Genomic DNA, 25204 nt, shown 5'->3' on the forward strand with positions numbered 1-25204 from the left:
AGGAAGCGTTTAAGTAGTGTGCGGATTCCCGCTTTTTATTTGTAGTATAACTCGTTGGCGATTTCTCGCACATGCTCGGGAAGTTTTTCCAAAGGATATTTTCCTGAAGAAATTTCGTCCGGGAAAAATCTCCACGAACTTTCAGACAAATCCATTCCACCGAATAGGTGAGAAAGTAACGAAAATTTACGAACCAGATTCGCGTCGCAATCTTCAAACTTTCCATCTATCTCGTCGAGGATTTGGACAATCATTTCTTGCTCTTCGACGCTACCACCTTCGACGGTTTCGATCAGTTTCAAAATTCGCTCGCGTTTCATGTGACCTTCAATAAAGAATCCGTAATGCTTTCTATCTCCAGCAAAAAGAGATTTTCGATCTCGAACGTTTCCGCATTTACCGGAACGAAAAATTTTCCTCCGCCTTTTTGATCTTGAACAAAACCAAATTTGAAAGACTTAAATTTCGTCTTTTTATCTTCCATCGAATACGCATACAGTGTATTGAAGTTTTTCAAAACATCAATGGCCTTAGATGCGTATGTGGCCTCTGTTTTTCCAAATATACCGGAATTTCCATCCGCAACTCGTTTTTTCCAACTGGTCTTCAACCTGTCTGAATTCCAAACTGCGTTTCCTTGGAGCGATGAAATTTTATTCAGAAGTTCCTCTTGTTCGAGACCACTTAAGCTTTCCGTTCTAACTTCATTTCTATTTTTAGCTCTCTCCATAGGATTTAACGGACTTTCAATTTTCCCCATCAGGGGAGTCTGTCCGCTTTCGGTAATCCGATTAATAACCGATTTCACAAACGTTACGATCGTTGTCCGACACTTAAAATGAAACGGCGGACACTTTACCGAGAGAGTTTTCAAAATTTCCGAGGATTTCATTCCTGGAAAATCTTTGATTTCCTTTGCGGTTGGAGGATGATACTTGTTCCAAAAATTCTCGTCTACCGGAGTGCTGATGAACTCCTCAACGAAGTCGCTCATTTCCGAAACCTGGAATTTACGTCCGTTCAGTTCTCTGCAAATTGGAGAAGTCTTCGCATCCATAATCGCGACAATTTCCACTTCCGCAATTCCGAGTATGTGCATCCGCTGAATTCTGGAAAAATTCTGAGACGTATATATTTTGTTTCGAAAAATGTCGTCGATTCTCTCGGTAATTTTTTTGTTTTCAAGATCCACTCCGAGTTTCTCTTTCAGTTTTTTTAGTGCTTCGGTTTTTGTTTTACTTCCATCCAATACGGAACGAATCGATTCTTCAAAAACGGTTCGTTGCGAGTTAAAAAGTTTTCCGTAGTCCGCGTTGTTTAATCGGCCGAAAAAATCGATCGCGTCCTGATTGATTCGAGGCGCGATATCCTTTACACCGACTTCATACGCTTGGCCGATCTTCCACGCTTCGCGTGTAAATTCCTCGACTTGAGCCCGAGTTAAATCCGGAAATTTGTCCCCCATCTCGCGGACAATGTAGTCTGTGATTACCTTTACCGCGTCATCCGAATCGAGTTCGAATTTGATTCCACTCAGAACTTCTTTAACTTTTTCTTCGTAGGAATGGAAAATTTTCTTTAAGCCACGATTGATGACCTCCTCTAACTGTTTCTCTTCCTCCTCATTCCACGTTCCTAATGTTTGCGTCCGCGTTGTATCGGAACAACATTGGTCTGAGAGCCCTTTTTTTTTTGGAACTTTTCTGCAAGTTCCTCATCATTTTCATCGGATGATGTAAAATCGGGTTCTGAACTACCACCGGTCTCCGTTTCATTGCGTTTTAAACGGTGTTCATAGGTGTTCACGAGTGCTTTTCCCTCCTGAGATAGGGGGTCGATGCCCAAAGTCCTTAAAAACGCGCCTAACGCGTTTTTAGAAATGCGTGTTCCAAATGCTTTTTCATAACCGTGTTCCACGGCTACCGTATCCAGATCTATGACACCAGCTTGCTCTAAGGATAGAAATCTTTCTGTGCGAAGTTTCTCAGCTTCCTCATTTGTTTTCTTTGCTAATGCATCGTCTTCTGGATTTAAAGGTCGTCCTTCTTTCCAAGAAGCTCGCAATCGAGTGAATTTATATCCCTTCATTCGGAGATGTAACGTTAACGTTTTCTCAAGGAACCTTTTAACCGGATGACGAACGTTTTCTCCTTTCATTAAAAAGAGTTTTGAGGAAACTTTCGCGTAAGTTTCTGTGACACTCGTAGGTCGTCCCAAGATGAACAAATCTGTATCCATTCCAGAGGAGAGTTGTTCCTCAATGATTTGCATCACATCTTTCAATCCCGTCGATTTTTCGGAAGCGATCGAATGATGTTCGATCTTTGTTCCTTCCGATCCAACTAACAGTCCAGATTCAATCGACTTTTCGATTTCGTTAGCCGAGGTTTTCAAAAACTCTTTTTGCTGTGTTCCGTGGGTTTTTAAGTCGGTTCCTGGGGCCGGTTTGAATTTCGACATGACTACAGAAAGAAATCCGAGGAGTGACCACTTGTTTGTCGACTTTTCAAGGTTCTCCATTCCGCGAGACTGCGAATACATAGCTTTGATCGCCGCGATCGCAGGAGGGATTCCATACGGGCTGTCTTCATCGGTTTCAAGTGCTTCGTAAGTATAGATCTCTTCGTTTAGAACAAGTTGATTTCCGTTTTCCAAGATTTGAAATGGAACGTATTTGTATCGAACTCCTCCGTTTTTTCCTTCAATACGTTCTTTTTTAAATCTAACTTTAGCAACGGGGATCAGCTGTACGGTTTCGATTGCATCCAACTCAAACGATGGAACAGCCTCAGCCGAAAGAACTCCCATAATTGCAGTTTGTCTAAGAAGCTTGTTCGCTATTCCCGGATGTAAATCAAACCAGTCGTCAATTTCGTTTTGAACCAATTTCGCTACGTTTTGGCTCGCTCCTTCCAGTTTCCATTCAAAACCGGTGTTCATCAAAAAGATGTTTCTTTTCAACGACTGGTTGAAATCTGGATTGATAAGTGCAAGTTTGGAAAGAACGGGAAACATTTGAATCGGATAGTTCGGCGTCACCTCGTCAACGTATGTGATAACGTCGTTCGAACTCTGACTGAATGATTTTGTCGAATTCGGACTGATTGCAAAACTCGTTCCTTTGCTACTAAAACGATCTATGAAAGAGCCAACTTGTTTAGAAATTCTTTCCGAAAACTTCATGGCGCCCCCAACTCGAAAGCCAGACGCAACGAATTTAAGGCCATGCCAAAGTGGTTCGCGACTTTTTTCTTGAAGGAGTATTTCGGTTTTCCGTTGTCATCTTCTCCGCGTTCTTTAATTAGCATTTTCAAATGTAAATCCAGCTCCTCAGCAAGTTCCAAGTCATAACCGGAAAGACGTGATTTATCCGGAAAGAGAAAGAGTCCGTTCTTAATCGCATCCACTGTGTCTTGAAGCGACTCATCGCGATTGACATTCACGACTTGAATGCCTTCCGATTCATCTTCCGAAACCAAAGACTCGTCCTGAGTTGAAAAGCGTTTTGAAAAATACTGAATCCGAATGTAATCGCTGTATCGTCGTGCAGTTCTCACAGACCAGTTTTTGTTCGGCATCGCATCGAGGATTCCGGAATACACTTTAAACTTCTCGATCGCACGATTGATTTCCGATTCATTGAGAACTGAAAATTTGGCCGGATATATTTTGATTCGGTTATCCGACGTGTGTTCCCCGAAAAGCATGTGGACCGTATCCCCTTGATCGGCTCCCATATATGTAAAAGAATCCACTCCCTCGGGAATTCCGTGGTCGCCTCTCATCGAATCCAGTAAACTTTGAGTTACTGGTTTTTCGTCATCCGTTGAATACGGCCAGCCGACTACGGATATGAAAAAGTTCTTCTTTTTGATTGAAGTAGTCGCTTCTTTCCATCTGTTATAATGTTGTTGGGGAGTTTTGATCGTATTGAAAAATTGAGCGACTTGAACACCGGTATTTTGATGTTTCGGAAATGCGGGAACATACGTTCCTTTTTGCGGATTCAAAGCGGCACCACATTTGCAAGCAAAAACAACTTTAGAAATCTTCCCGATCTTTACGCCAAAAATTGATCCAGGCTCGTCAATGAAACGTTGAACGAGATTATTCCATTCGTTACATGTCTCGCATTTGATTAGCCACCAACATTGATTCGAGTTTTTCCACTCTGCGTGAATTCCAAAATCTTCAAAGGAAGGCTGAGAAATCACACGACTTAAAGCCAGTTTCGAATGATCTAAACGGTCGTTTGCAAATTCAGCATGTTCCTGATTTTGTTCGTCGAATTCATCGAGATAGTTTATATCCGAGTCGAACGTTTTTACCTGCTTTAATGTTTCCGTCGCGCGAAACGCGAGCGTGGATTCCAGATATTTCAACAGCTGGACGTTCTTGATTGAGTCCGTTTGATCGACATTTTTTTTGATATGAGGCGAGATATTGATCATATCGTTCACTCTATCTTGAACGAAGATTTTCATATTACCCGCGTCAGGAAAAAACCACGCCAATTTTAAAGACCCTTTTTCAGCCCTCCAAAATGATTCTGCGATGAGTAACGTAGAAAGAGCGACTTGCCCGCCCTTCAAGGCCAAAAATCGTTTCGTGTTTTCGAGTTTCTTGGCGATTTCTTTTAGATACGCATGGCCTTCAAAAGAATAACGAGAAACTCCGTCCGAACTTCGAACATATACCTTTGCCAGGAGATATTCTATAAAAGAAGTATTGGAGAATGATCTTTCTCCCTTATCAATTAACTGTTGAATGAATTCCTGTTGTTTCGCCGAACTCATGAACGTTTTTCCGTCAATGCCTTCGGTTCTTCTATGATTGTTCCCTGAACTTCTTTGGCGTTAGTCCATTCCGAATGCCATGCTAATAGATTCTTTTGATGAATTCCCCATTCTTCACTAATCGATTTCTTCGTCTTCGGACCTTTCATAAAAAGATCGAGCAACGTATCCGCCGCACGTATTAAATCAATAGAGCCGGAATCCGCGTTTTCCAGCTGAATTTGATTACTCGCAAACTTACTCCAAAGATATCCGAGTTGTACCGGATCTTTCGCTATTCCGATCATAGAACCGGCTTCCGATAAAAACGCATTCCGAACGGCTTGCATCATCATCGCGTTATCTGTTTTTATTTTGGAACGCATATCGGACGTCTGTTCCTGAATTTTCAAACGCGTTACACGATTTACCTCATCGCGAGAATCAAACCAATTTTTTCCGGATTGGTCTTTTGCTTCTGCCCAACTGCGTATCGTGTTCGCCGAAATTTTCGGGAACTCCGGTTTTAGAACCGCTTCAATTTGTTCCGCGTTTTTTCCGACGAGGAACAGGGTATAGGCGCGGTGTTTTACGTTTTCAGAATACGCCATCCTATTCCTTCACGTCCTCCAGGTATAGAATCGTAGGAACACCAAAATCAAACAGTAGATTCAATTCATAATCTACTTCGTGTCCGTTCGGATCCAGATAGGCGGGGCCTCGTCCATACGGATCGGAGGCACGAAGATATTTTGTTCCATCGCTCATTTCAATGATTCCGATTCCACGAATGATGTGGCCTTTCCTCGTAAGCCTGGTTCCGAGGCCGCAGGGATAAAATCCGGTTTCAAAATACTTACAAAGCTCTTCTTTGTTTCCCTGTTTTTTGACGATTTGTAACGGAATCTGATTATTCTGCATCAACAGATTGAAATATTCTGCATGGTGTTCCGAATCATAAATATTCTTTCCGTGTTGAATCACCCAATCTTCTAAGAGCACGTAGTAGTTAAAGGTGGTCAGTCGGATGAACCCCGGAATGTTTTTAAGCATCCCTACATACACGATGAAGTCTTGGAAAACATTTCCCATACACTGTTGGTAATCGCGTAGTTTGAGTCTCGGTGTAATTTGATCTCCACGCTGTGGATTCCAAGGAGCGATTGGATGAGAGAGATGTGAGATCATGGAGCCCCCAGTAGATTACGAAACTTATAGATCAATACGCCAACAAGCCCAAGGACCGCAAAAATTCCGACGGCTATCGCCGAATTCCTAAGTCCCTTCCACTTGTTCGCTAACTCTTGGAGTTTCAAATTCTCCTCTCGAAGTTCTTTTAACTCTTCATTTTGTTCGCCACAAACATCCAGAGCCTTTTGAATATTCCGTTTTTCTTTCGAAGGCGGGAGAGTTTCTACGTCTGCTTTTGCTGATTCATAGATCGCCTCATTCCCCGTTTTTTGTAAGGCGGTGCAGGCGCAAATAAACAGTAGAACCAAACAGATCGATTTCATAGCCGACTACTTCCAATTTCAGACTGTGTTTTCTCGCTGGTTTTTCCGCCGATATTCTCGATTAAGTCGGTGAAGGATTTTGTTTTCGAATTCAAATTCTCGTTGATTCGCTTTCCTAAATAGAGGCTTCCAGCCGCGGAATAAAATACGATTAACCATTGGATCAGATCCATATGAAGGGGCCTTAACGAATCCGGGGATACGATTGAAAGAATCGAAAGGGCAATCAAATATGAGATCGTTAATATAAAAACGATCCACGTTCTGAACGTAGTATCCGAAGGCTTTCCGGTTTTGTCGTCGTGAGATAATAACTTCATTCCGAACCTCTCCTACGCGGTGACGAGAGTCGGATCAAATCCTTAACATCAGATTTTATTTCCGAAAGGTCCTTGGCGATCGCGGTCATTTCCGTTTCGATCTTAACGATTCGGATTTCGTGATCCTTATACATTGTATTGTATTGAACAACTGCGGATATGACGAACCCCAGGAGAACCAAAAGGTCTTTAATCCCGAGCTTGATTTGATTTGTTTTTAAGTTCTCCATTCTCTCCCTCAAAAAAAATCCCGCACTGTGGCGGGCTAAGTTCTACTTAATCGCTTCCGATTGTGAGAGAAGAATAACACGAAGCTCCGCTGGACGGAAGATCCTTAGAGGATCTTCCAAAACATCTTGGCCTCTAATTTTTAAGAGAGTTCGTTTTTGAGAAGGGAATGGTTAGTAAATTTGTTTTGTAGTTTTGAGAGTTTGAGAAATGCGATCGAGATCCGAGATTAGAAATCTTCTGGTTCGAGGTCCCCATTCTATATACGGTATCTCGTGATCAATCACATGTCGGTTAAAGGACCTAATCGAAAGATTCAAATAGGCCGCCGCTTCTTTTGAAGTCAGCGACTTCCGTTTGTCCTTTGGTATGAGTATTTCTTGGGTTTCAACGAGATGAATCCCATTGGCGGATAACGACGGTTGAGTTAATTTGAGTAAAGATCCGTTGCGAGTATGGCCCTTAATTGTAGACATGCCATCCGGTTTGAATGGCACATTAGAGTTTTGTCAAGTCTTTTTATTGGCAGAATTCTTTCATATTATCATAGACGTCAGTATTGCCTAATTCCCCCGCTTTACTCAGATCACTACAACCGGAATCTTTATTTCCTAACCCAATTTTGCCCAGTCCTCTAAGTTGATACGCTTCGGCAAAATTTGGTTTTAGTTTTATCGCGATGTTTAAATCGCGAATCGCCCCACGGGGATCATTGCAAAGTGCCCGAAACAATGATCTAGAATAATAGGCTGAGGAACTTTTCGGATTTAACTCAATTGCCTTATTACAATACTGAATACCTTTTGTAGGATCTTCTCCATTGGCATGAGAATAACAAGCACCCGAATAGAAATCAGAATTTTTTGGTTCTGCTTCAATGGCGTTTAAATAATAATCAATTGCCTTTTCTCTTTGCCGAAGAGAAAACATTAACCTACCTAAATTTGCAAATGCTTGTCCAAACTTTGGATTGATCTCCGTCGCTTTTAGATACAATGTTTCTGCATTCTCAAAATCCTGATCCATTTCGGCAATGTATCCCCGAGAAAAATATCCGTAATCTGATTCAGGAGAAAGTTCTATAATCTTTTTTCTCAGTTCCTTTTCTCTGCTTCGTTTAACGTTTTCATGGATTGATCGAATAACTTTTTTGCCTCATTTCGATTTGTATCCGTGGCAAATAAAACGAATGAAACAAAAAGGATCAGAATAAATTTCTTCACGACGTAACTCCTAATTTTTAACAAGAATGAAATTAAGGATGAGCCATTAGCTGAAAATCCTAAAAAAAGGGAAAATCAAAAATCAATCCGTCGGATTGTAAAAGGAAAACACATGATTCAAAAAATTAGTAATTTATTACACGAATTCGTCCGGGACTTACGCGCAGGCATTCCAACGCCCAAACTCATTGAAATTTATACGGGAAAATTTATTCGGGCGTTTCGGGAGGAAACATCCGATCAAAAACCGTCTTAAATAAGGCAAAATCCGACTGATCTAAATCTAAAATTCGTTCGATTATTTTTTGAATTTTTTTCGCCTCGATTTGTTTCACGAAAATCCTTTCTCGATCTATTTTCTCAAATAATTCATCGTGGCCCGTATTTAGCAACTGCCACGCCCCCGGTGAAAAACGTTTTTCTCCTTCTCCCAAAATCAACCAAAACGGGTTATATCCGAAACTTTTCATCAATCCATAGGCGAGTTCGAAAGGAATTTGCCTAATTCCTGCCATATAGTTCGCTACAGCTGTTGCCGTCACCCCGCCTATCCGTGCAATTTTTGCTTTTTTCAGACTTTGTTCTTCGGCTATAATCCGCAGTCGGTCCGCCTGAGTTGCAATTTTCTCACTATTATTCATCTTTTTGATTGACTCTTGACTCACAAATTACAGATTACAAACAGTTGTGATATAGATATTTTATCGGATTTATTTTGTCATAATAGAAGATTTTTTCAAATAAATACGCTTATTAAATTAACTTTTTGTACCATGCTACAGGTATAATTTGAGCACGTTTTTGGTGGGAAGGGAATGGGTTGGATAGATGGATATGCAAAATAGAGCGGAGTTAGAAATTTTACTCTTAGAAAACCGAATAGAAAAAGTCGTAGACAAATGTATCAGACATAATCCGCAAAGCTTAATTCCCGAAATCGCGGCAGAAGTTTGGGCATGGTCGATAGAATTATTCAACCATAGTCATTCGTAAATATATTCCCTATTTTTCCATAAAGGTTTTTAGAATCCCTTCCACCTGATCAAGCTTTGATTCTGGAATTTTTTCGAGAATCGTTATGATTTTTCGCAGTTTTGGCAAAGGTCTCAAGCGATGTAAAAGACCAAATTCAGCATTCAATCGATTCGATCTATCTACATCCTCCGCGCTGGCAAACATAGGACCTTCGCCTGTCAATAGCCAAAGCGGATTAATATTAAACTCCGTTCGCATTGCAAGGATTGTCTTATGACTGGGTTTTTTTGATCGTCCGGTCAACAAATCATTCAACGATCCATGGGAAATCCCCAATTTTGTTGCAAAATCTATCTGAGTTAATCCGGAATCCTCATAGATTTTTTTTATACGAGAATTCATAAAAATGTCGGTAATACCGTAATTTTCTCTTGACAATTGTCGGTGATGCCGAAATGGTCATTCCAGGCGGGAGAGTTCCCGCCAAAACTCGGCAAAATCTGACACAATACTGCTATCCGTAACATAGAGACAGTATCGTCAATGTGAGCCGAATCGCAAACAAAAAACGGAGTTAAAGGGCGGCCTTATGATCATTACCAACGGAGACGAATGTAAGGATTTCATTTGTATCACCTTGAAAATGAGAACCCTCGCGAAGTTCGCAAGGGAAGCGGGAATCAACTATGACTATCTTTCAAAAAGCTTAAACGGACAACACTCGTATACTGAGGTTCGGGAAGCGTTCAAAAAGTTCAACGTTCCGTTTCGTATGGGAAAACCGTCTCACAAAAATTCCAAAAAACGCAGGAGCGCAGCATGAAAACAAAAACGCAACCTCAAACTACGTGGACTGAACCAAAACGTTGGGAAGTTTTCGAACCTACTAACGAAATTCAGCGCAAGGCCGCAACCGCCTACTGCAACGCAAAAATATATGCCGATCTAACGGACGTTCCAATCGATTTTCTGTTTCTCGCGGATCGACACAGACAACTGAATACCCAACACATTCCTTACGTGCGAATCGATATTCCTTCGCATACTGATTTTGCTGTGTATGTTCATGTTTGGATCGTTGCTAAACAATCACTACGGTTACGCGATGAGATTCAAGCCATAGAGAAAGAACTCAATTCCAAAAAACGGAGACGGATAGCGTGATGCACCACAACATAACCGGAGCCGCTTCTAACATACAAACTTCTTCTTCGGATATGCTCTCAGATTTTGAAGAAACGCTGATCTCAAACGTGGCGGACTCAGTAAAGGAGAAATTTCCGACGTTCGATTGGAGACGAGACGATCATAGCGAGATGAGCGATAAGCAAATCGTCGCTCTCTATCTGGTAAAAAACGACATCGCCCAAATCTGCGGAAATGATAAGGAAGCGATCCAGGAGTTTATGAGTATTCTCGAATATATTTTTGATGAGGAGTTCTCAGAATGATGACACAATATAAACTCGAATATCTGAAACGTAGTCTCTATCTCTCGAAAAAAAACGACGGGCGATAATTCACTCAGAACGGAAACGGAAATTATAGATATCCTACTCACTCGATGCGCACTCATGGAGGAATATCAAAAACAACATGATATTTCCGATCAATTCTATGATTGGCGGATGGATCAAAATATCGGTACGGAGGCATACACACGATGACAGTTAGCGAACGTATCTCTCTACTTCGGAGAAGTATTCTGCTGTCGAGACTTTATAAAAAGGACGGAAGTAGACGAAACCATATAGAAATCATCGAGTGTCTTCTGACTCGGAGTGCGATACTGGATGCGTTTCTCGAGGACCGGGAACTAAAAGGCAAATTCTCAGAGTGGTCGAATGAAAATTTAATTCAGGAGAGAACTAACAATGAAGCCTAATCTATGTGTTTATTGCGGAGAACAGAGACAACTTTTTCAAAACTATCTTTGTTCAAAATGTCTTCGACCAAACATGCAACGAGGATCGGCAACGATCAATAACATCCGTCCGTTTATACCAAAAACGAATCTGATAGCAATTAAAAACTTTCCGGACGGTGCCGCATGAATACGCCCAAAAAAGAAAAAATACAAAAAACTCTAAAAATAACGAAACGAGTTTTCGAAGAGTGCTGGAGGGAAATCCCAGAATACATGGCCAAAAAATTATCTGCTATCGAGTTGGCCGAATACATTCAGCGCCATATCCTCCCCGTAGTTACTAGAAGAATGTTATCAAACCCTTATATTCAATATAAGGCGAGTAGGCGCCTGATCGCGATCGCATAATGAAAAAAGAAAGCCGGGTTTTACTCAACGGAAAGCTAATCCATCGAGGCGATCTTTGGCGTCGCGGGCGAGTCATGTCCGAGCGCATTGGGCTGATCGTTATCGAGAGCAAGATGACCCTGCGGGACATCGCATGGTATTATTCCAAAAAGTGTCAACATATAACACCGGGATCTAACTATATGTTGACATTCGATCCAGCGGTCCTTTCCCACACGATAAAAGGGACTCGAAACACACAACGCTACGTGAAAGCAATAGAGGAGTCTTGGGGGCTTCCGATTGAGAATGTTCGCCGTATCTACCGTGAGGATAAGGAACGAGAAAGATTAGGAGAACCCTATAGTAGAGAAGAAATTCAGACATTCGCAAATTGGTATATTCAGATTTTAAAAATAAAAAGGGCGGCGTCATGAACCCACTAAAATCTAAACCGAAAACAAAAAACATAGATTTAACGATTTTGAAGGTATTTCTCACGTATCCGTCAATTTTTAGACATTATGCCGATGTCGCGCTCCTCACATCGAACCAGGGAAAAATCCGGACGATACATCGCTCCTTGGAAAGGCTGTATCAGGCGGAACTTCTCAAAAAATATAGATTCAGTTCTTATCTAAACGCCGAACTAATCAATTCTCTCTACGGTAAAAAAACAGCTCTGCGGGAAAATCTTTCATCATCCACAGAATATTCAACAGACCGCACCGTTGGAATAGAACTGCAACTGATCAAACACTTCATTTCGGATACATCCGGTCTTTGGACAATAACCGAACTTGCTCTTTTGCTGGCTCGATCCAGTGCAACGATTCAACACAACCTCAACGCGTTAGTCGAACACGGCTTAGTGATGCGTAACGCGGTGGACAATTTGAAAAACAAAACAAACCCGGTGCAGTATAAACTCGCCCCCGATTTCGCAATGAACTTATCTTCCGATAAACCAAAAATTTTGAAAACTATTCAGGAGACAATCACACAATGAATTTAGAAATATCAGACAGCAATATAGAAAATGCTCTCGTTCCAAAGACCGGCGGAGATTCGGAACGAGAACTATTAGCCAGAGCCATTTATTTGAGTCAGAGGATTCAAAGTAATCTCATCGCATTCTGTTTTGACTTAAAGGAGATGAGGGATCATAAACTTTTCACAAGATTAGGATTCGAGACATTCAAAGATTACCTACAAGCAACGATGCCCAAGTTTATCCCCATCAGTTTTGCAAAAAATATGCTGATGCTGTCGGACAAGATGAGCGAGGAAGAATACTCCGGAGTGGATCAGGATCAGATAAAGGCATTAGCCAAAATTGCGTCCGATTCGGATGTATATAAAATTACAGGAATGGGAACCGTTCATTTACTCGACGGCAAAGAACTTACTATCGAGGAATACGAGTCGATCCGTGCGGAAGAGATCGCACAGAACACGAAAACGTATCGTGAAGCGATTAAAGTTGTCGAGGAACATAAAGAACTAACAAAAGAAAAGTCTCGCTTAGAACGTGATCTTGAGGTCAACGAGAGTTTAATCGAAAAACAATCCGACAAGATAAAAAGCCTTAGCGAAGCAATCGATTATATCGCGAAAGAAAAAGGAACCGAATCCGATTTGATCGCAACGGTCACCACAAAGGTCGGAGCCTCGAAAAGAGTTATGGAACTCCTTCTGTCCATAGAACAAGCAGTAGTTGAGATCAATAATATCGACGATTCTTTGAAGGCGGACTCGGACGTCGCCGGTTCTGTTTTGCAACTCGAAACGATGTTCAAACTGGCAGGAACAAAACTCAACAACGTTTGGACTCCTTACTTCTTTGCGATTCAGGATCACGAATAAGAAGGTTTATCATGGGTCGCCGAGAGATCGACATAACAATTTTAAATGAACGTTTCACGATGTGGAGAAACGCATCTTCACGTTCGGATAAGAAAAGAATCGTTCTTACGTTTGCGGAACAATTCGGAGTTTCCAAGGAAACGATCTATGATCGTTTCCGAGAAATCGAGAACGGTGTTTCGAGAACGATAGTGGCCGGTTATTCAGGAGTTGCACAGATTCGAAAATCTCAGGATCAACTCGAAGAAGAAAAAGCCCACATGGTGACGATTGCGATGATCAAGCGCGGGGGAAAAGTTGGAAAACAAGGTTACGGAGTTTCCACAGAACTGGCAATTACCGCCGCCGAAAACGAAGGACTAATTCCGCGCGGGAAATACACAAGATCAACTGCTGATCGTTTACTCAATCAACTTGGAATTTCAACGAAGCTGATTGATACACCATCAGTAGCGACAGAACTCATTAGTCCGTATCCGAATCACTGTTGGATAGTAGATGCAACGATGAAGAATCATTATTTTTTGAATATTAAAAAGAACAGAATCGATTATAGAGACGATATCAAATACGATTCTTCGCATGCGATGGATATTTTAGAAAAACATGATTTAAAACGAATTTGGGATTACTTCATCGTAGATAACTATTCGAAATCTTACTTGATGATGACGTTCGCTCCAGATCCAAAAACGATCGGAGCGAAACACGGAGGAGAAAATACAGAAGATTGGATTACGTTTTTGACATATGCGATGCAGGCTAAAAGCAATTTGCAAATCCCTATCCAGGGAATTCCAAAACTTATTTTTTGTGACGAAGGTTCCGGTTTAAATTCGAATCACATGAAATCTTTTCTTGGTCGGCTTGGGATCGAGGTTAGAACTCACTTACCCGGCCACGCAAGCGCGAAAGGTGCGGTCGAGGCACGAGTCGGAGCGTATAAGCGAACCTTCGGAGTTACGATCAACAGAAATAGAATTTATTCCCTCGATGAATTAAGAAATTATGATAATCGCTATTTGATCTTTGACAACAATAAGAGCGGGGCATTTCAACGATGGGTGGATGGGACAAAAGACCATCCGATTACGAAAGCAACTCGTAAAAACATTCAAGACGCTCTTGTTACCGAAGACGAGAAAGTTATCACCAGATACGGAACGATCCAAATCGATAAACAACAATTTTTTGTAAGTTCAGAACTACCGCGCGGAACTAAGGTCGTTGTATTTACAAACAGCGAAGGGAAGAAATGCGCTCAAACCGATGACGGTAAAATCTTCCAAGTAAAACCGTATGGAAAGATTCAACGCAACATAGAGACATTCGAAATTTCCGATGGACGAGGACATGAAGTCCGCGTTTCAGAACTTCAACAATTACGAAAACATATTCAAGAAACTTCCCAAAAGTTTAAAGAAACGATCAAACAAGAATCCTATCTACGTGACACAAATATAACATTCTTCCCCGCACAAGGGGAGGATGCGGAGACACATGTTGCAATGGCTCCCTCGAAAATTTTAAAAGTGGATGAGGCGATTACGTACGTATTCAACGAAACCGGATTTACCGCGGATGAAATCGGTGAGGAGGATCTGGTAGCAATGCGTGAAGTTTTCAGGAAGTTCATCGATCAATACGGACACGTTCCGGCTGATACACTTTACAAAATCGTAAACATATATCTCGGAACCGGAACGAACGGTTAAGCAATTTTAAATTTAGGAGTTATTACAAATGAAGGGAAAAGAAGAAAAATCACACATAAAGAGCATTGCGTTAATTAAAAAATGCATTCAGGGGTTTCCCATTTCTACGTCTCGCGCAATTGTTATGGCGGAAAGAGAAGGAATAATTCCGATCGGAAAATACAAACGTTCTACAGTTGATCGTTTGCTAATTAAATACGGATTTTCGACACGATTAAAAACTGTTTCAACTGGTAAATGAAGGAGTTACTACAAGTGAGAGAAGAAACTAACAACGCACTGGAAGAATGCGAAGATGTATTCGTTGAGACTAAAAATGCAAAACGAGTATTGAAATTTTGTAAGGACGTGATTAAACGAAATCAGTGGGCAGTAGTCACAGGAAAAGCCGGTGCTGGCAAATCAGAAATCAGAAAGGAACTTTTGCGACAACTTAGAAAATCTAAATCTAATATTGTTCTTGAAGTTCCGGTATTTCATTCAGTGCAGCCTCGTTCCGCCGCAATTATGAAGGAAATTATTAGAGCAATAAACCCGGATGTTCACGTTCCTGGTTCGATCGAATCGAAATATAGACTGCTTCGAAGCGTATTGACTGACGCTCTCGATTCTGGTTACAAGGTCGTGATAGTTTTCGAAGAGAGTCATAACCTTTCTCATAATATGATGCGGGAGTTAAAGCTCATTCATGAAATCGAGGCAATGGGAAAAACGCATTTATTTGCTATGGTGATGTTTCTACAAGCTACACCTCGATTTGGGGAAATATTTAGAACTCGTGAAATCGGAAAACGAGTTCTTGTCGAGGAGATGAATCTTCCAACGTCGGAAGAAGCGATAGAAATAGCAGAAAAAAGATTCAATTTAAGTTTCAAAGACGATTCTGCGAAATCCGATTTTCTGGATACAACTGGAGAATATCCGGCTTCAATCAAACATCTTGCTCAATCTTTGTGGTTGTTGCCGGATTTCAACGGAGTGGTAACAAGAACAACATTAACAACTCTGAAAGCACAGGCGTTCAAAGAAGCCCTGTTAGAACACAAGATTTCTAATCGAATGATTCAACGCTTTATTAAACGAGAAATCAAAGAAGACCTTTCTGTTGGATTCATAAACGAATCGCTCAACCACAAACGAAACGGATCAAAAGCGGACGCTGTTCGCGATCTTGCCAGCAAATTATTAAACGACGCACGGGAAGAAGCAAGAGCCGTCTAACGCATTTTTTTAATTAGGAGGAAAAATGGCTAACGAAACAAACGAAGGAAAGAAGAAAAAGGGAACAGGAGAACGAGCAGAAAAACCTGTAAAAGAAAAACCGGCTCCTTATCTCATCAATTCCGAATCAGAGAAAGAAACAGCACTGCTGGAAATTCAGGAGATGCTCGGGAAAATCGAAAACGATTCCGAATTGAAGTCGTGGGAAGAAGAGTTAACAGACATCAACAAACGCGCGGTAGAATTGAAAGCTCAGATCAGCGATCGTAAAAAGTCCTCGTCCACCGAAAAGAAGGACATGGCGGATAAGATCGTTCTGATCAAAGCAGGACTCGCAGAATACGAGGTCAACAAGGCTCTCGGTAAAACCGCGTAAAAGGAGCGACGTTATGCCAGTTAAAAAGAAGACGGTCAAGAAAAAGGCCGTTCGTAAAACGGCGAAGAAAAAAACGGGAAAGGTTCCAAAGGCACCGGTTATTCCTTCTTCTTCAAAAGGATTAGCTGTGGATTTGAATCCCGAAACAGATAAGGAGGTAGAAAGTGGCAAAGAAAACACCGAAAGGGAAAGTTGAACTGCCGGATAATCTCTATAAAAATCGCGCCGATCTCACCCAAGCTGTAGCAGAGCTTGGGGAGACCAAACGCGAGAGAGATCGTATCAAAAGCGAGGTAGACGACCAAATCAGCCAGCTTACGACAGAACTCCAAACTGAACTTACCCCGCTGGATTTAAAAATCCAGCACATTGTTTCTGGTATTAAGCTCTACGTTGACACGAACAAGGACGAACTATTCCCAGATCCGGAGTATCGGACTTGTAAACTGCCAACAGGAGAGTTGAAACTTCGAAAAGTCCCGGCTTCGGTGAAGACTCGTACGTCCTCGAAACTATTCGAAAAGATTCTCTCAGAAAACGGTCTTTTGGAAAAGTTCAATAATCTCGTTTCAAAATTGGGCGGAATCTATCTCCGCGTAAAATTGGAACTGAATAAAGAAAAAATCTTAGCAGAACCTCTGAGGGCAACGCAAAAGATCGGAGTCCAGTTAAACGAGGAAAACGAACGTTTATATATCACTCCGAGTGAAATTGACGCCGAAATCGAAGCCGTGGGAGATGCCGCTTAATGGTCCTTCCGCCTATTTCAGAAGTTACTTACTCAAATTTGCTCTCCGTCGTGGAGAGCTTTTTGAAATCTCGTGAGAGATCCTATTTCAGAAGTATTCAAAAAGAGACGATTGCTCTGAATCAGTTTATGAACAATGGAATTCCGGCTCCTAACGTTCTCGATCTTCTCGAAAAATTGATCGCGATCCGAAAGCACCCTAAGTTCGGAAAGGAATCCTTTTGGATTTCCGCAACGGAAAATATTTCCGGAGCTTATGCGTATATGCACAAAATTGAAACTGTTCACGCGGCGATCTGGCCCGAAGCAGAAAAACGTAAAGAAGAACAGAATTTGAAAGATCCGAAACTCGGATGGAAAGCGTTCTTAGAATTCTCTAAGCAACTCAGCCGTGAACTTCAACACGAAATAAAGAATCTTTCGATCTTCGAAAACACAGAATCGAAGACTATACGAATTCCAGAGTGTTCCGAAAAAGCAAAACTATTTATATTCAAATTTTTTCATGAATCCAATTCAGGTTGGAAAATCAAAAAGGCGGAACCCAATGCAAACGACATTTAAAGCACAAATAAAGATCCAGTTTGAGGATTTGGAATTTAATGATTTTTCTGACGCGGTTCTTGATGAGTATGGGGTTGTTAACATCAATACGATGACTCAATATGCAAAGAAACGACTTGGGGTATCTCAAGCAACCATCGAAAAACTGAAAGAGGATCGTAGAGGATGAAACGTCCTCTTACTGGGCACATAAATTGTTTCTCCGAGGATGGTGACGGGTTATATTGTGGACCAAGAGTCGCCGAAGAAGTTCGAGATACGATGATTCTTGGTCGCTGTGTAAGCATGGATACCACGGAGGCTATCCAGCCGGATTTTTGGAACGCGCAAGGTTACTTTTGGTTGGAGGAGATCAGGAAAGCACAGCGCGGTGGTTCACGATTTGGAGGAAACGATGATTCAAACGTATTTTGGACGCGTTTCGTTTCTCGATCGTGGTTTTCTGATTTCGACGGTGTTTGTTTTTGAAGCAAAATCGATCTCCCAAGTTTATCAACTCATTCAAGCTAAATTTGAAATCACCGAAGAACAAATACTGGATTTGAAAATAACAAATCGAAAAGCAATAAAAACGCACAAAGTAAACTCTCTTAAACAATGGATGGAAAAAACAATTTAATGACTCTTACCGCAAATACAAATAAAAATACAGAACCTTCGATTCAGCTTTTTAATGACGACTGTTTTAATATCTTTCCTCAGATTCCGGACAAATCAGTAAATTTGGTTCTTTGTGACTTACCCTACGGAACAACGGATTGTAGTTGGGATAAAGTTCTTCCTTTCAAAGAGCTTTGGGAACAATACAACCGGATGATCGTAGAAAATGGGGCGGTCATCCTTACAGCAAGTCAGCCTTTTACCACGGCTCTGATCAATAGTAACCCGAAAAATTTCAGATATGAACTCATTTGGTATAAAACGAAAGCGTCCGGATTTCTGAACGCGAACAAAATGCCGAATAAATCACATGAGAATATTCTGATTTTTTACAAAAAACTACCTGTCTATAACCCACAAAAATACCAAATCGATCCTAAATTTCAAAGAAAAGGAAAATCTTCTAAAAAGAATTATTCTAAGCTCTTTAACGTTCGAGGACCAAAATCAGAAACCTATCAATACCTCGATCTTGGTCAAAGACATCCAGATTCTGTTCTTTGTTTTCCTTCCGAATCCGGAAAAGGAATCCATCCTACGCAAAAACCTACTGCACTCATGAATTTTTTGATCAGTTCTTATTCCAATGTTGGAGACACGATCTTAGACAACTGCATGGGAAGCGGAACAACGGGAGTAGCCTGCATTCAAACGGATCGAAATTTCATAGGGATTGAAAAAGAAGAGGAATATTTCGAGTTAGCACAACGAAGAATAGAAATCGCTAAGAAAATTCGCAGACTCAAAACACTTCCTTCCATTTTTTCGGAAAAGGAGAAGACAGATGAATGATTGGGAAATTGCAAAGCTGATCCTCACATATACGTTTTGGGCTTCGATCGCTTGTTTCTTTTTCTTAGGAGTGATCGTTCGGGTGGTCATCGATTATATTACGTTCCTTTCTTCCTGGTTTAGAGAAGAGGCTAACAAGATTTCTTTGCAAAAGAATGTGTCAGAAGCGATAACTTACGAAGGTGAGCACAAGGAAAGAGTAATGGCGAAGGCGTTGCTTAGAATGGCGCGGGAGATCGATTTACTTAGGGAAAAATCCAAATGAAAATCATATCCTTTGGCTATACCGCCGCTCCTCTTCTCGCGGGAAGAAAAACAATCACGCGACGTGAATGGAAAGATGAATATGCTTTAAAATTTCACCCTGGGGAAATTGTCCAAGCGTATGATAAGCAAGCTCGTTTCGGTGGGAAGAAAATTGGAGAGATAAGAATTTCTTGGATTATAAAGCAAAGTCCTTTGTTAATGCCGGACTCCGACTATGAAGAAGAAGGATTTGCGTGGTTAGATGAAAATCCAGAATTTATTCCTAAAAAATTCATTCTCAAGGATGGAACAAAGGATATGAAAAAGTATTTTCGTATGTGGGAAATGTTCGGAGAACCGTGTTGGGCGATCAAATTCGAGCCTGTGAAACTCTTACCCTTCGAATCGTTTTTTACATCTCGAAATTCCTCACTTACAGAAGTCACATTTTGACGAAGAGATTGTATCAATGAATCATACAAAGATTGAATGGACTGATTTGACTTGGAACCCAACAACTGGTTGCACGAAAATATCAAGTGGCTGTAAAAATTGCTATGCTGAATCTCTTACAAAACGTTTTGAAAAAATGTGGGGAAAGTTTTCGGAAATAAAATTGCATCCGAACCGGTTGGATTTTCCACGTACGGTAAAAGGAAAACGAATATTCGTAGATTCGATGTCTGATCTCTTTCATAAAGACATTCCGTTCGATTTTATCGATCAAGTTCATTCGGTCATTGGGGAATGTCCTGAAAATATATTTCAAATCCTTACCAAAAGAATCGAGAGAGCGAAAGAATACTATGATTCCAGGAAAAATTTCACATTAGAAAACGTTTGGCTTGGAACTTCGATAGAAAGTCAAAACGTAGTTGAAGATAGGCTTCGTCATCTTATACAGATTCCGACTAAAGTTCGATTTCTTTCCTGCGAACCATTACTCGAAGAAGTTGATGTTTCAATTTATTTGAACGCTTGGGGTTATATCGATTGTTTCCCAATAGATTGGGTTATTGTAGGCGGTGAATCCGGTCCGGGAGCGCGACCGGTTCAAGCGGAATGGATTCGTTCGATTCGCGATCAGTGCAATATCGCGAGAGTTCAATTTTTCTTTAAACAATGGGGTGGAAGAAATAAGAAAGAATCCGGACGAGAGTTAGACGGAAGAGAATGGAATGAATTCCCGAAGGGGATAGTAAGATGAGTAGTCTTTTCCAAATTTGGACTTTAAAATCTAAAGCCGATATTTCAGAAGAGAATTTCCGTAATCTTGTAGAATCCATTTCCGGAGAAAGATCAACAAAAAATCTTTCTAAAGTTCACTTAGAAAAAATCGTGACCGCAATTTACAAATTACATCCTGAATTGAAAAAGAAAAATGTCGCTGATCGCCGCACTCCAATTAAATATTCGTCCGTTCCGAAAAACAATTCTAAATTCAAATCAATAATAACACCAGATCAAAACGAGTTGATTAAAAATCTTGTAACAGCTCTCAATTTATCAGGAAATTATGAGAATCTTTCGACAAATTCTCTTCCAGTTAAAATGTTTAAGAAATCGTTAAACGAACTTTCCAGACATGAAGCTCAGTCTGTAACTGAAGCACTCAAGGGAATGTTGATTCGCTCGAATCAAGAACTGTTTGATAAATTCCTGAAAGATATGACGCGCTCTGAAAGCGTTCTCCGGATAATGCGTTTGATTTTGGTTAAAGGAACGGGTGTTTAGGGTGGAATTTAAATCTAAATTCCGACGTTATCCGAATGCTTTTTCGTATTATTTCTTCGTAATATTCTTGAATTCTTCTTCGTTCGTTTTCAATATTTTGTCTATAACAGGTCTAAAAACCTTCTAAAACCCCTTCAAAAAGCCGGTTTTTCCTCGATTTTCCTACGTTTCCGTTTAGACTTTCCTGGGTATCTCTTCTTTCAGTGTTAGGGGGGGATAAGATGGCAAACTAAATGAAGAAAAAAATGTCTTTTTAATTTTTTTGGAAAAATTTACGAGTGGGATCGAAAAAAGGAGGGCTACTTAAATTAGGTTCCGCTAAAATAGGCTCTCTTTCAAAGTTTGCGTAGTCTCTCAGAAAGTTTACGATGATTCTTCCGGTAATTCCCCAAAGTAATTCTTCTTCGAGGTCGAAATAATAAATTTCAATTTCTTTCGCACCCGATCTCCGAATTCGAATGGAATAAAACGGAGCCGTTTCCAGACGATTGAGATCCAAGAGGATAGAACGTTCTACTTCTGCCGCATTTGTGTTGAACAGAAACGAACCGTTGTAACGCGCAATGAAGGGAGAAATATGAAATCCGGTATGAGTGAAAAGTCCGTCATATTCCCCTAAAACTTCCAGAACGGAACTGGGTTCTCCCATTTCTTCTTCCCATTCTCTTAGAGCTGTGTTCAAAAGATTTTTATCCGTTTTGGAATAAGCTCCTCCGGGAAAGGAAATTTGTCCAGGGTGTGCTTTTAGATTGAAATTTCTTTTTTGTAGAATCAAGCCCTGTGCCAAATTTTCCTTTTCATAAATAGGAAGAATAACGGATGAAGCCTTGGACTTTTCTTCTCCGATCGGCGGAGTCGGAATTCCGGTAAAAATTTTCTGAGGAACTGCAAGTCGATTTTTGAGCGACTGAAAATCAAATCTCATTTTTTTATCTGCATTTGAAGAGTTAAATATTTTTATTCGAATTTTTTATTAATCGGAATGAGTCCCTTGATATTCGATTCGTAAGGTACATTTTCTAATGCGGCCAAAATAGATGGACCGTAGTGAATCACTTTCCACTCTGAAAAAAGATTCATCTCTCTCAATTCGTCTAAAGTTTTCGGATTCCTTTGGGCTAACTCCGCGATCATTTTGTTCGAAGGCATCATCTGATGGCTCATTCTTCTGATAGACATGATCGTTTCTCTCCAAATTCTCAGACGCTTGAAACGCTCGCCTTCTTCGTTCGTCAAGTTCTCGCCCGGTTTTTTAAAAAGCTCAGATTTTTGAATCGGGGGTCCGCTTGGATTCGCATAAATCTGAAATAAACTTTCCGCATCTTTTTTACCGACAATTTCGGTTAACTTTGCTATATCTCTTCTCGACTTTACGAGAAGAATCACTTTTTCGTTGTTGAACACTCGAAAGGGGGCTTTGTTTAATTTTCTAGATTTATCGTCCCTAAAAACCAAAGTGTCGTAGATAAATCTTCTTTCATCGGCGCTATATTCCAAAATCTCGGGGAACTTATCCATCGAGATGGAATTTCCTTCTGTGCCCGGTTCTTCGCATGCGATCTTTTCAAACTCGGAAAGCGCTTCCTCATAAAGATTTCTTTTGGTAAGTTCTTCCTTCATCTTTTCCCAAATCGTTTCCAGATAAACCGTATCCAAAGCGGCGTATTGAAGTTGGCTTTTTTCGAGAGGCCTCTTTTCCCAGTTAGATTTCTGTTCCTTCTTAGAAAGTTTGATCTTATGGTAATAATCCACAAGATAAGTTAAAGAATATTGTTCGTGATCTAAAAGGCGGGAACTGAATCCGGTATCTGCGATGTTTTGAAATTTAAAACCGAAGTCTTTTTTAAGCGCTTTAATATCATCAATGGCGGAATGAAAGATTTTTAGAATTTTTTTATCTTCAAATAAATTTCCAAGTCCATCTAAATTTTGTAACTTCAAAGGATCGATGATGTAATTTTTTCCCTTAGCCGAAATTTGGATCAGACAGACCTTTGAGAAATAGGTATAATAGCCAGAGGACTCCGTATCGATGGAGATGGAATCGGCCTGACTCAAGGTGATGAGAACGAGTTGGAGGCTTCGAATTGTATCTACGACTATGTAATCGGAATTTATTTGCATGAAAAACGCAACCTGAGATTTTAAGCTTAAGAAGGCAGAGAATGAGTCGAATTCCCGATAAATCCAGAGTAAGAAGACAAGCCCAGGATGACAAACCAAAAGATGAATGTGCGATTTTTGGTATATTTAATTCATCGGAAGCCTCTAATTTCACATATTTAGGTCTTTACTCGATGCAACATCGGGGTCAGGAATCCAGTGGAATCGTTTCCTCAGACGGAGAACATCTCTATCGATACGCAGGTATGGGTCTGGTGGCTAGTATCTTTACAGAAGCTAAACTCAAGGAACTTCAGGGTACTTCTGCCATTGGGCATAATCGATATTCTACTACCGGAGCGAGTTTTTTAAGAAATGCTCAGCCTCTTCGAGTCGAATCTCATCTTGGAGCCGTTTCTCTCGCTCACAATGGAAATTTGGTCAACTCTTGGGAGGTCAGAAGGCAGCTTGAGAAGGAAGGAAGCATCTTTCAGACTACGATTGATTCGGAAGTGATCGTTCACCTGATGGCTCGTTCCGGAGAAACCGATTTTCTCTCGGCGCTTTCTTCGGCTCTTAAAAAAGTGAGGGGCGCGTATTCTCTTGTGATTCTGACGAAAACCCAATTAATCGCAGTGCGGGATCCGAACGGTTTTCGTCCGTTGGTGATGGGTCGTCGAGAAGACGGGTCTATCGTTTTTGCTTCCGAAACCTGTGCTTTCGATATTACGGACACAAAGTATGAAAGAGACGTTGAGCCGGGCGAGATGGTTGTAGTCGATAAGAACGGAGTCAATTCTTACTACCCGTTTCCGAAAGCGACTCCAAGTCTTTGTATTTTTGAATATATTTATTTTGCAAGACCCGATTCCAGTATCTTTGGGGAATCTGTTTATAAGGTTCGGAAGAATTTAGGAAGATTTTTAGCCCGAGAATTGCCGGTCGAAGCGGATGTTGTGATTCCGGTTCCGGATTCTGCGAACATCGCGGCCTTGGGTTATGCGGAAGAATCCGGAATTTCTTATCAGTCCGGTTTGATCCGTTCTCATTATATCGGTAGGACTTTTATTGAACCCGATCAGAAAATTCGGGATTTCGGAGCCAAGATCAAATACAATGTGGTTCGAAACGTGGTCGAAGGAAAAAGAGTTATCGTAGTAGATGATTCCATTATGAGGGGAACTACGAGCCGAAAGATCATTAAGATGATCCGAAGCGCGGGCGCTAAGGAAATCCATCTCAGAGTTTCCGCGCCCCCTACCATCTCGCCTTGTTATTATGGAATCGATATTCCCACGCACAACGAGCTAATCGCCGCGACTCACACGATCGAAGAAATTAGAAAGTATCTGAGGGTGGATAGTATCGCTTATCTTTCGGTCGAATCTATGAATCGTGCGGTAATGGATCATAAAGGCGGTGGATTTTGCAACGCTTGTTTTACGGCTCAATATCCCGTGGAGTTTCAGAGCGAATTAGGAAATCAGAAAAGCCTTTTTAAAGAATATCAAGTGGAGGAAAGAGCCGTTCCTTAAACGGCTTTCTGGTTTTTTGTGTTCCATTTTGGTTAGAGTGTCTAGATAAAAACTCAGCGCGTATCAAATTTCAATCGGAACTTTTGCGGAGATTTGAAAGAAAGAGTTCGTATCGAAGGAATCTGTATAATCTTATTTGGAAGTGAAGTATAAAGAAAGGTTCAAGGAGTATGATTTTTGAAGTTTTTGTGTTTGGAAAGTAGTTCCTTAATGAGATTTTTTTCGGATCTTCCTAAAATTCCCTTTTCTTCGAATATTCCCAAGATTTCCATCGTAATCTCCGGTTCTAAGACGGATAAGTCCCCGAACAAGGATTGATGATTGAGTTTGCCGGATTTGTATTTTTCTAGAATTA

At 40.8% G+C, this 25204-nt stretch carries 37 protein-coding genes and 2 pseudogenes (1 of these 39 cut by a window edge); 23 read left to right on the top strand and 16 right to left on the bottom strand.

From position 1 onward, the window contains the following. Positions 1 to 35 precede the first annotated feature (35 nt). From FHG67_RS01335 to FHG67_RS01395, 13 genes and pseudogenes are all read right to left on the bottom strand, one after another. Positions 36 to 320 carry a hypothetical protein gene (locus FHG67_RS01335; protein WP_004498908.1) on the bottom strand — a complete coding sequence of 95 codons (285 nt, stop codon included), beginning with the start codon at positions 318 to 320 and terminating at the stop codon, positions 36 to 38. Further along, positions 317 to 1465: a structural protein gene (locus FHG67_RS01340; RefSeq protein WP_004498905.1), complete on the bottom strand. Its 1149-nt coding sequence runs from the start codon at positions 1463 to 1465 to the stop codon at positions 317 to 319. Before FHG67_RS01340 ends, FHG67_RS01335 begins: the two co-directional genes overlap by 4 nt. Before the next feature lie 170 nt (positions 1466 to 1635). Beyond that, on the bottom strand, positions 1636 to 3183 hold the full coding sequence (locus FHG67_RS01345) for a hypothetical protein (protein WP_004501551.1): 1548 nt from the start codon (positions 3181 to 3183) through the stop codon (positions 1636 to 1638). Beyond that, entirely contained in the window at positions 3180 to 4796 is a 1617-nt protein-coding gene (locus tag FHG67_RS01350; protein ID WP_004498895.1) for a phage terminase large subunit family protein, read from the bottom strand. Before FHG67_RS01350 ends, FHG67_RS01345 begins: the two co-directional genes overlap by 4 nt. Further along, positions 4793 to 5386 (bottom strand): hypothetical protein, encoded by a 594-nt coding sequence (locus FHG67_RS01355; protein ID WP_004498862.1) that lies wholly within the window; start codon positions 5384 to 5386, stop codon positions 4793 to 4795. Before FHG67_RS01355 ends, FHG67_RS01350 begins: the two co-directional genes overlap by 4 nt. Before the next feature lies 1 nt (position 5387). Then, a complete protein-coding gene (locus FHG67_RS01360) occupies positions 5388 to 5963 on the bottom strand; it encodes a hypothetical protein (protein WP_004501541.1) in 576 nt (191 codons plus the stop codon). After that, positions 5960 to 6289: a hypothetical protein gene (locus tag FHG67_RS01365; protein WP_004501548.1), complete on the bottom strand. Its 330-nt coding sequence runs from the start codon at positions 6287 to 6289 to the stop codon at positions 5960 to 5962. Before FHG67_RS01365 ends, FHG67_RS01360 begins: the two co-directional genes overlap by 4 nt. Then, complete coding sequence (locus FHG67_RS01370; protein WP_004498880.1) at positions 6286 to 6609, bottom strand: hypothetical protein; 324 nt, start codon at positions 6607 to 6609, stop codon at positions 6286 to 6288. Before FHG67_RS01370 ends, FHG67_RS01365 begins: the two co-directional genes overlap by 4 nt. After that, positions 6606 to 6839, bottom strand: coding sequence for a hypothetical protein (locus FHG67_RS01375; RefSeq protein WP_004498844.1), 234 nt, complete (start codon positions 6837 to 6839; stop codon positions 6606 to 6608). Before FHG67_RS01375 ends, FHG67_RS01370 begins: the two co-directional genes overlap by 4 nt. A gap of 171 nt (positions 6840 to 7010) precedes the next feature. Beyond that, positions 7011 to 7313, bottom strand: a complete 303-nt coding sequence (locus tag FHG67_RS01380) for a MerR family transcriptional regulator (protein WP_004498886.1) — start codon at positions 7311 to 7313, stop codon at positions 7011 to 7013. 43 nt (positions 7314 to 7356) lie between these two features. Next, a pseudogene (locus FHG67_RS01385) lies at positions 7357 to 8060 on the bottom strand (tetratricopeptide repeat protein). A gap of 209 nt (positions 8061 to 8269) precedes the next feature. Next, on the bottom strand, positions 8270 to 8701 hold the full coding sequence (locus FHG67_RS01390) for a helix-turn-helix domain-containing protein (protein ID WP_036075477.1): 432 nt from the start codon (positions 8699 to 8701) through the stop codon (positions 8270 to 8272). Positions 8702 to 9062: 361 nt separating this feature from the next. Further along, positions 9063 to 9473: a helix-turn-helix domain-containing protein gene (locus FHG67_RS01395; RefSeq protein WP_061219676.1), complete on the bottom strand. Its 411-nt coding sequence runs from the start codon at positions 9471 to 9473 to the stop codon at positions 9063 to 9065. Between the two features lie 151 nt (positions 9474 to 9624). On the opposite strand from FHG67_RS01395, the gene FHG67_RS01400 reads away from it, so the two are divergent. The 22 genes and pseudogenes from FHG67_RS01400 to FHG67_RS01520 all read left to right on the top strand — a co-directional run bounded on the left by FHG67_RS01400 (position 9625) and on the right by FHG67_RS01520 (position 21211). Beyond that, positions 9625 to 9858 (top strand): hypothetical protein, encoded by a 234-nt coding sequence (locus tag FHG67_RS01400; RefSeq protein ID WP_004498907.1) that lies wholly within the window; start codon positions 9625 to 9627, stop codon positions 9856 to 9858. Then, the gene (locus FHG67_RS01405; RefSeq protein WP_004498898.1) at positions 9855 to 10199 is read left to right on the top strand and encodes a hypothetical protein; all 345 of its coding nucleotides are present in this window, start codon (positions 9855 to 9857) and stop codon (positions 10197 to 10199) included. The genes FHG67_RS01400 and FHG67_RS01405 overlap by 4 nt, the downstream gene beginning before the upstream one ends. Next, complete coding sequence (locus tag FHG67_RS01410; protein WP_004501533.1) at positions 10199 to 10486, top strand: LIC13344 family protein; 288 nt, start codon at positions 10199 to 10201, stop codon at positions 10484 to 10486. The genes FHG67_RS01405 and FHG67_RS01410 overlap by 1 nt, the downstream gene beginning before the upstream one ends. A 599-nt stretch (positions 10487 to 11085) precedes the next feature. Beyond that, complete coding sequence (locus FHG67_RS22115; RefSeq protein WP_004498911.1) at positions 11086 to 11310, top strand: hypothetical protein; 225 nt, start codon at positions 11086 to 11088, stop codon at positions 11308 to 11310. After that, complete coding sequence (locus FHG67_RS01435) at positions 11310 to 11726, top strand: hypothetical protein (protein ID WP_036075480.1); 417 nt, start codon at positions 11310 to 11312, stop codon at positions 11724 to 11726. Before FHG67_RS22115 ends, FHG67_RS01435 begins: the two co-directional genes overlap by 1 nt. Continuing rightward, positions 11723 to 12298: a DeoR/GlpR family DNA-binding transcription regulator gene (locus FHG67_RS01440; protein ID WP_036075483.1), complete on the top strand. Its 576-nt coding sequence runs from the start codon at positions 11723 to 11725 to the stop codon at positions 12296 to 12298. The genes FHG67_RS01435 and FHG67_RS01440 overlap by 4 nt, the downstream gene beginning before the upstream one ends. After that, positions 12295 to 13155, top strand: coding sequence for a hypothetical protein (locus FHG67_RS01445; RefSeq protein ID WP_004498840.1), 861 nt, complete (start codon positions 12295 to 12297; stop codon positions 13153 to 13155). The genes FHG67_RS01440 and FHG67_RS01445 overlap by 4 nt, the downstream gene beginning before the upstream one ends. Before the next feature lie 59 nt (positions 13156 to 13214). Next, complete coding sequence (locus FHG67_RS01450) at positions 13215 to 14870, top strand: DDE-type integrase/transposase/recombinase (RefSeq protein ID WP_004498839.1); 1656 nt, start codon at positions 13215 to 13217, stop codon at positions 14868 to 14870. Positions 14871 to 14898: 28 nt separating this feature from the next. Further along, the gene (locus FHG67_RS01455; RefSeq protein ID WP_004498871.1) at positions 14899 to 15111 is read left to right on the top strand and encodes a hypothetical protein; all 213 of its coding nucleotides are present in this window, start codon (positions 14899 to 14901) and stop codon (positions 15109 to 15111) included. Continuing rightward, a complete protein-coding gene (locus tag FHG67_RS01460; RefSeq protein WP_051017892.1) occupies positions 15108 to 16091 on the top strand; it encodes an ATP-binding protein in 984 nt (327 codons plus the stop codon). Before FHG67_RS01455 ends, FHG67_RS01460 begins: the two co-directional genes overlap by 4 nt. Positions 16092 to 16116: 25 nt before the next feature. After that, positions 16117 to 16467: a hypothetical protein gene (locus FHG67_RS01465; protein WP_004501543.1), complete on the top strand. Its 351-nt coding sequence runs from the start codon at positions 16117 to 16119 to the stop codon at positions 16465 to 16467. Between the two features lie 13 nt (positions 16468 to 16480). Next, complete coding sequence (locus FHG67_RS01470) at positions 16481 to 16663, top strand: hypothetical protein (RefSeq protein ID WP_004498845.1); 183 nt, start codon at positions 16481 to 16483, stop codon at positions 16661 to 16663. Continuing rightward, positions 16632 to 17216, top strand: coding sequence for a host-nuclease inhibitor Gam family protein (locus FHG67_RS01475; protein WP_004498859.1), 585 nt, complete (start codon positions 16632 to 16634; stop codon positions 17214 to 17216). The genes FHG67_RS01470 and FHG67_RS01475 overlap by 32 nt, the downstream gene beginning before the upstream one ends. 62 nt (positions 17217 to 17278) lie before the next feature. Beyond that, positions 17279 to 17779, top strand: a complete 501-nt coding sequence (locus FHG67_RS01480) for a hypothetical protein (protein ID WP_172616489.1) — start codon at positions 17279 to 17281, stop codon at positions 17777 to 17779. Then, positions 17763 to 17948 (top strand): hypothetical protein, encoded by a 186-nt coding sequence (locus FHG67_RS01485; RefSeq protein ID WP_004498842.1) that lies wholly within the window; start codon positions 17763 to 17765, stop codon positions 17946 to 17948. Before FHG67_RS01480 ends, FHG67_RS01485 begins: the two co-directional genes overlap by 17 nt. After that, a pseudogene (locus FHG67_RS22120) lies at positions 17945 to 18144 on the top strand (hypothetical protein); the annotation flags it as partial. The gene FHG67_RS01485 and the pseudogene FHG67_RS22120, both read left to right, overlap by 4 nt. Before the next feature lie 29 nt (positions 18145 to 18173). Continuing rightward, a complete protein-coding gene (locus FHG67_RS22125) occupies positions 18174 to 18398 on the top strand; it encodes a hypothetical protein (RefSeq protein WP_036075496.1) in 225 nt (74 codons plus the stop codon). Then, positions 18398 to 19231, top strand: a complete 834-nt coding sequence (locus tag FHG67_RS01500) for a DNA-methyltransferase (RefSeq protein ID WP_004498882.1) — start codon at positions 18398 to 18400, stop codon at positions 19229 to 19231. Before FHG67_RS22125 ends, FHG67_RS01500 begins: the two co-directional genes overlap by 1 nt. After that, entirely contained in the window at positions 19224 to 19496 is a 273-nt protein-coding gene (locus FHG67_RS01505; protein ID WP_004498893.1) for a hypothetical protein, read from the top strand. The genes FHG67_RS01500 and FHG67_RS01505 overlap by 8 nt, the downstream gene beginning before the upstream one ends. Further along, a complete protein-coding gene (locus tag FHG67_RS01510; protein ID WP_004498841.1) occupies positions 19493 to 19930 on the top strand; it encodes an ASCH domain-containing protein in 438 nt (145 codons plus the stop codon). The genes FHG67_RS01505 and FHG67_RS01510 overlap by 4 nt, the downstream gene beginning before the upstream one ends. A gap of 16 nt (positions 19931 to 19946) precedes the next feature. Further along, positions 19947 to 20684, top strand: coding sequence for a DUF5131 family protein (locus FHG67_RS01515; protein WP_004498904.1), 738 nt, complete (start codon positions 19947 to 19949; stop codon positions 20682 to 20684). Beyond that, entirely contained in the window at positions 20681 to 21211 is a 531-nt protein-coding gene (locus FHG67_RS01520; RefSeq protein WP_004498890.1) for a phage protein GemA/Gp16 family protein, read from the top strand. Before FHG67_RS01515 ends, FHG67_RS01520 begins: the two co-directional genes overlap by 4 nt. 253 nt (positions 21212 to 21464) lie before the next feature. Here FHG67_RS01520 and FHG67_RS01525 read toward each other — a convergent pair whose 3' ends face one another. Together FHG67_RS01525 and FHG67_RS01530 are read right to left on the bottom strand one after the other, a co-directional pair. Beyond that, a complete protein-coding gene (locus FHG67_RS01525; protein ID WP_004495352.1) occupies positions 21465 to 22136 on the bottom strand; it encodes an NUDIX hydrolase in 672 nt (223 codons plus the stop codon). A gap of 32 nt (positions 22137 to 22168) precedes the next feature. After that, on the bottom strand, positions 22169 to 23335 hold the full coding sequence (locus FHG67_RS01530) for a ribonuclease D (protein WP_004495360.1): 1167 nt from the start codon (positions 23333 to 23335) through the stop codon (positions 22169 to 22171). 41 nt (positions 23336 to 23376) lie between these two features. Between FHG67_RS01530 and purF the strand changes: the two genes are divergently transcribed. Then, a complete protein-coding gene (purF, locus tag FHG67_RS01535) occupies positions 23377 to 24849 on the top strand; it encodes an amidophosphoribosyltransferase (protein ID WP_142499603.1) in 1473 nt (490 codons plus the stop codon). 161 nt (positions 24850 to 25010) lie between these two features. Here purF and FHG67_RS01540 read toward each other — a convergent pair whose 3' ends face one another. Then, a protein-coding gene (locus FHG67_RS01540) for a hypothetical protein (RefSeq protein WP_369750509.1) crosses the window boundary here: on the bottom strand, positions 25011 to 25204 show its end. 772 nt of this gene lie beyond the right edge of the window; 194 of the gene's 966 nt are visible here — the last part of the coding sequence; its start codon lies beyond the right edge, outside the window; the stop codon is at positions 25011 to 25013.

The sequence above is a fragment of the Leptospira weilii genome, assembly GCF_006874765.1.
GTDB classification, from domain to species: Bacteria; Spirochaetota; Leptospiria; order Leptospirales; family Leptospiraceae; genus Leptospira; species Leptospira weilii.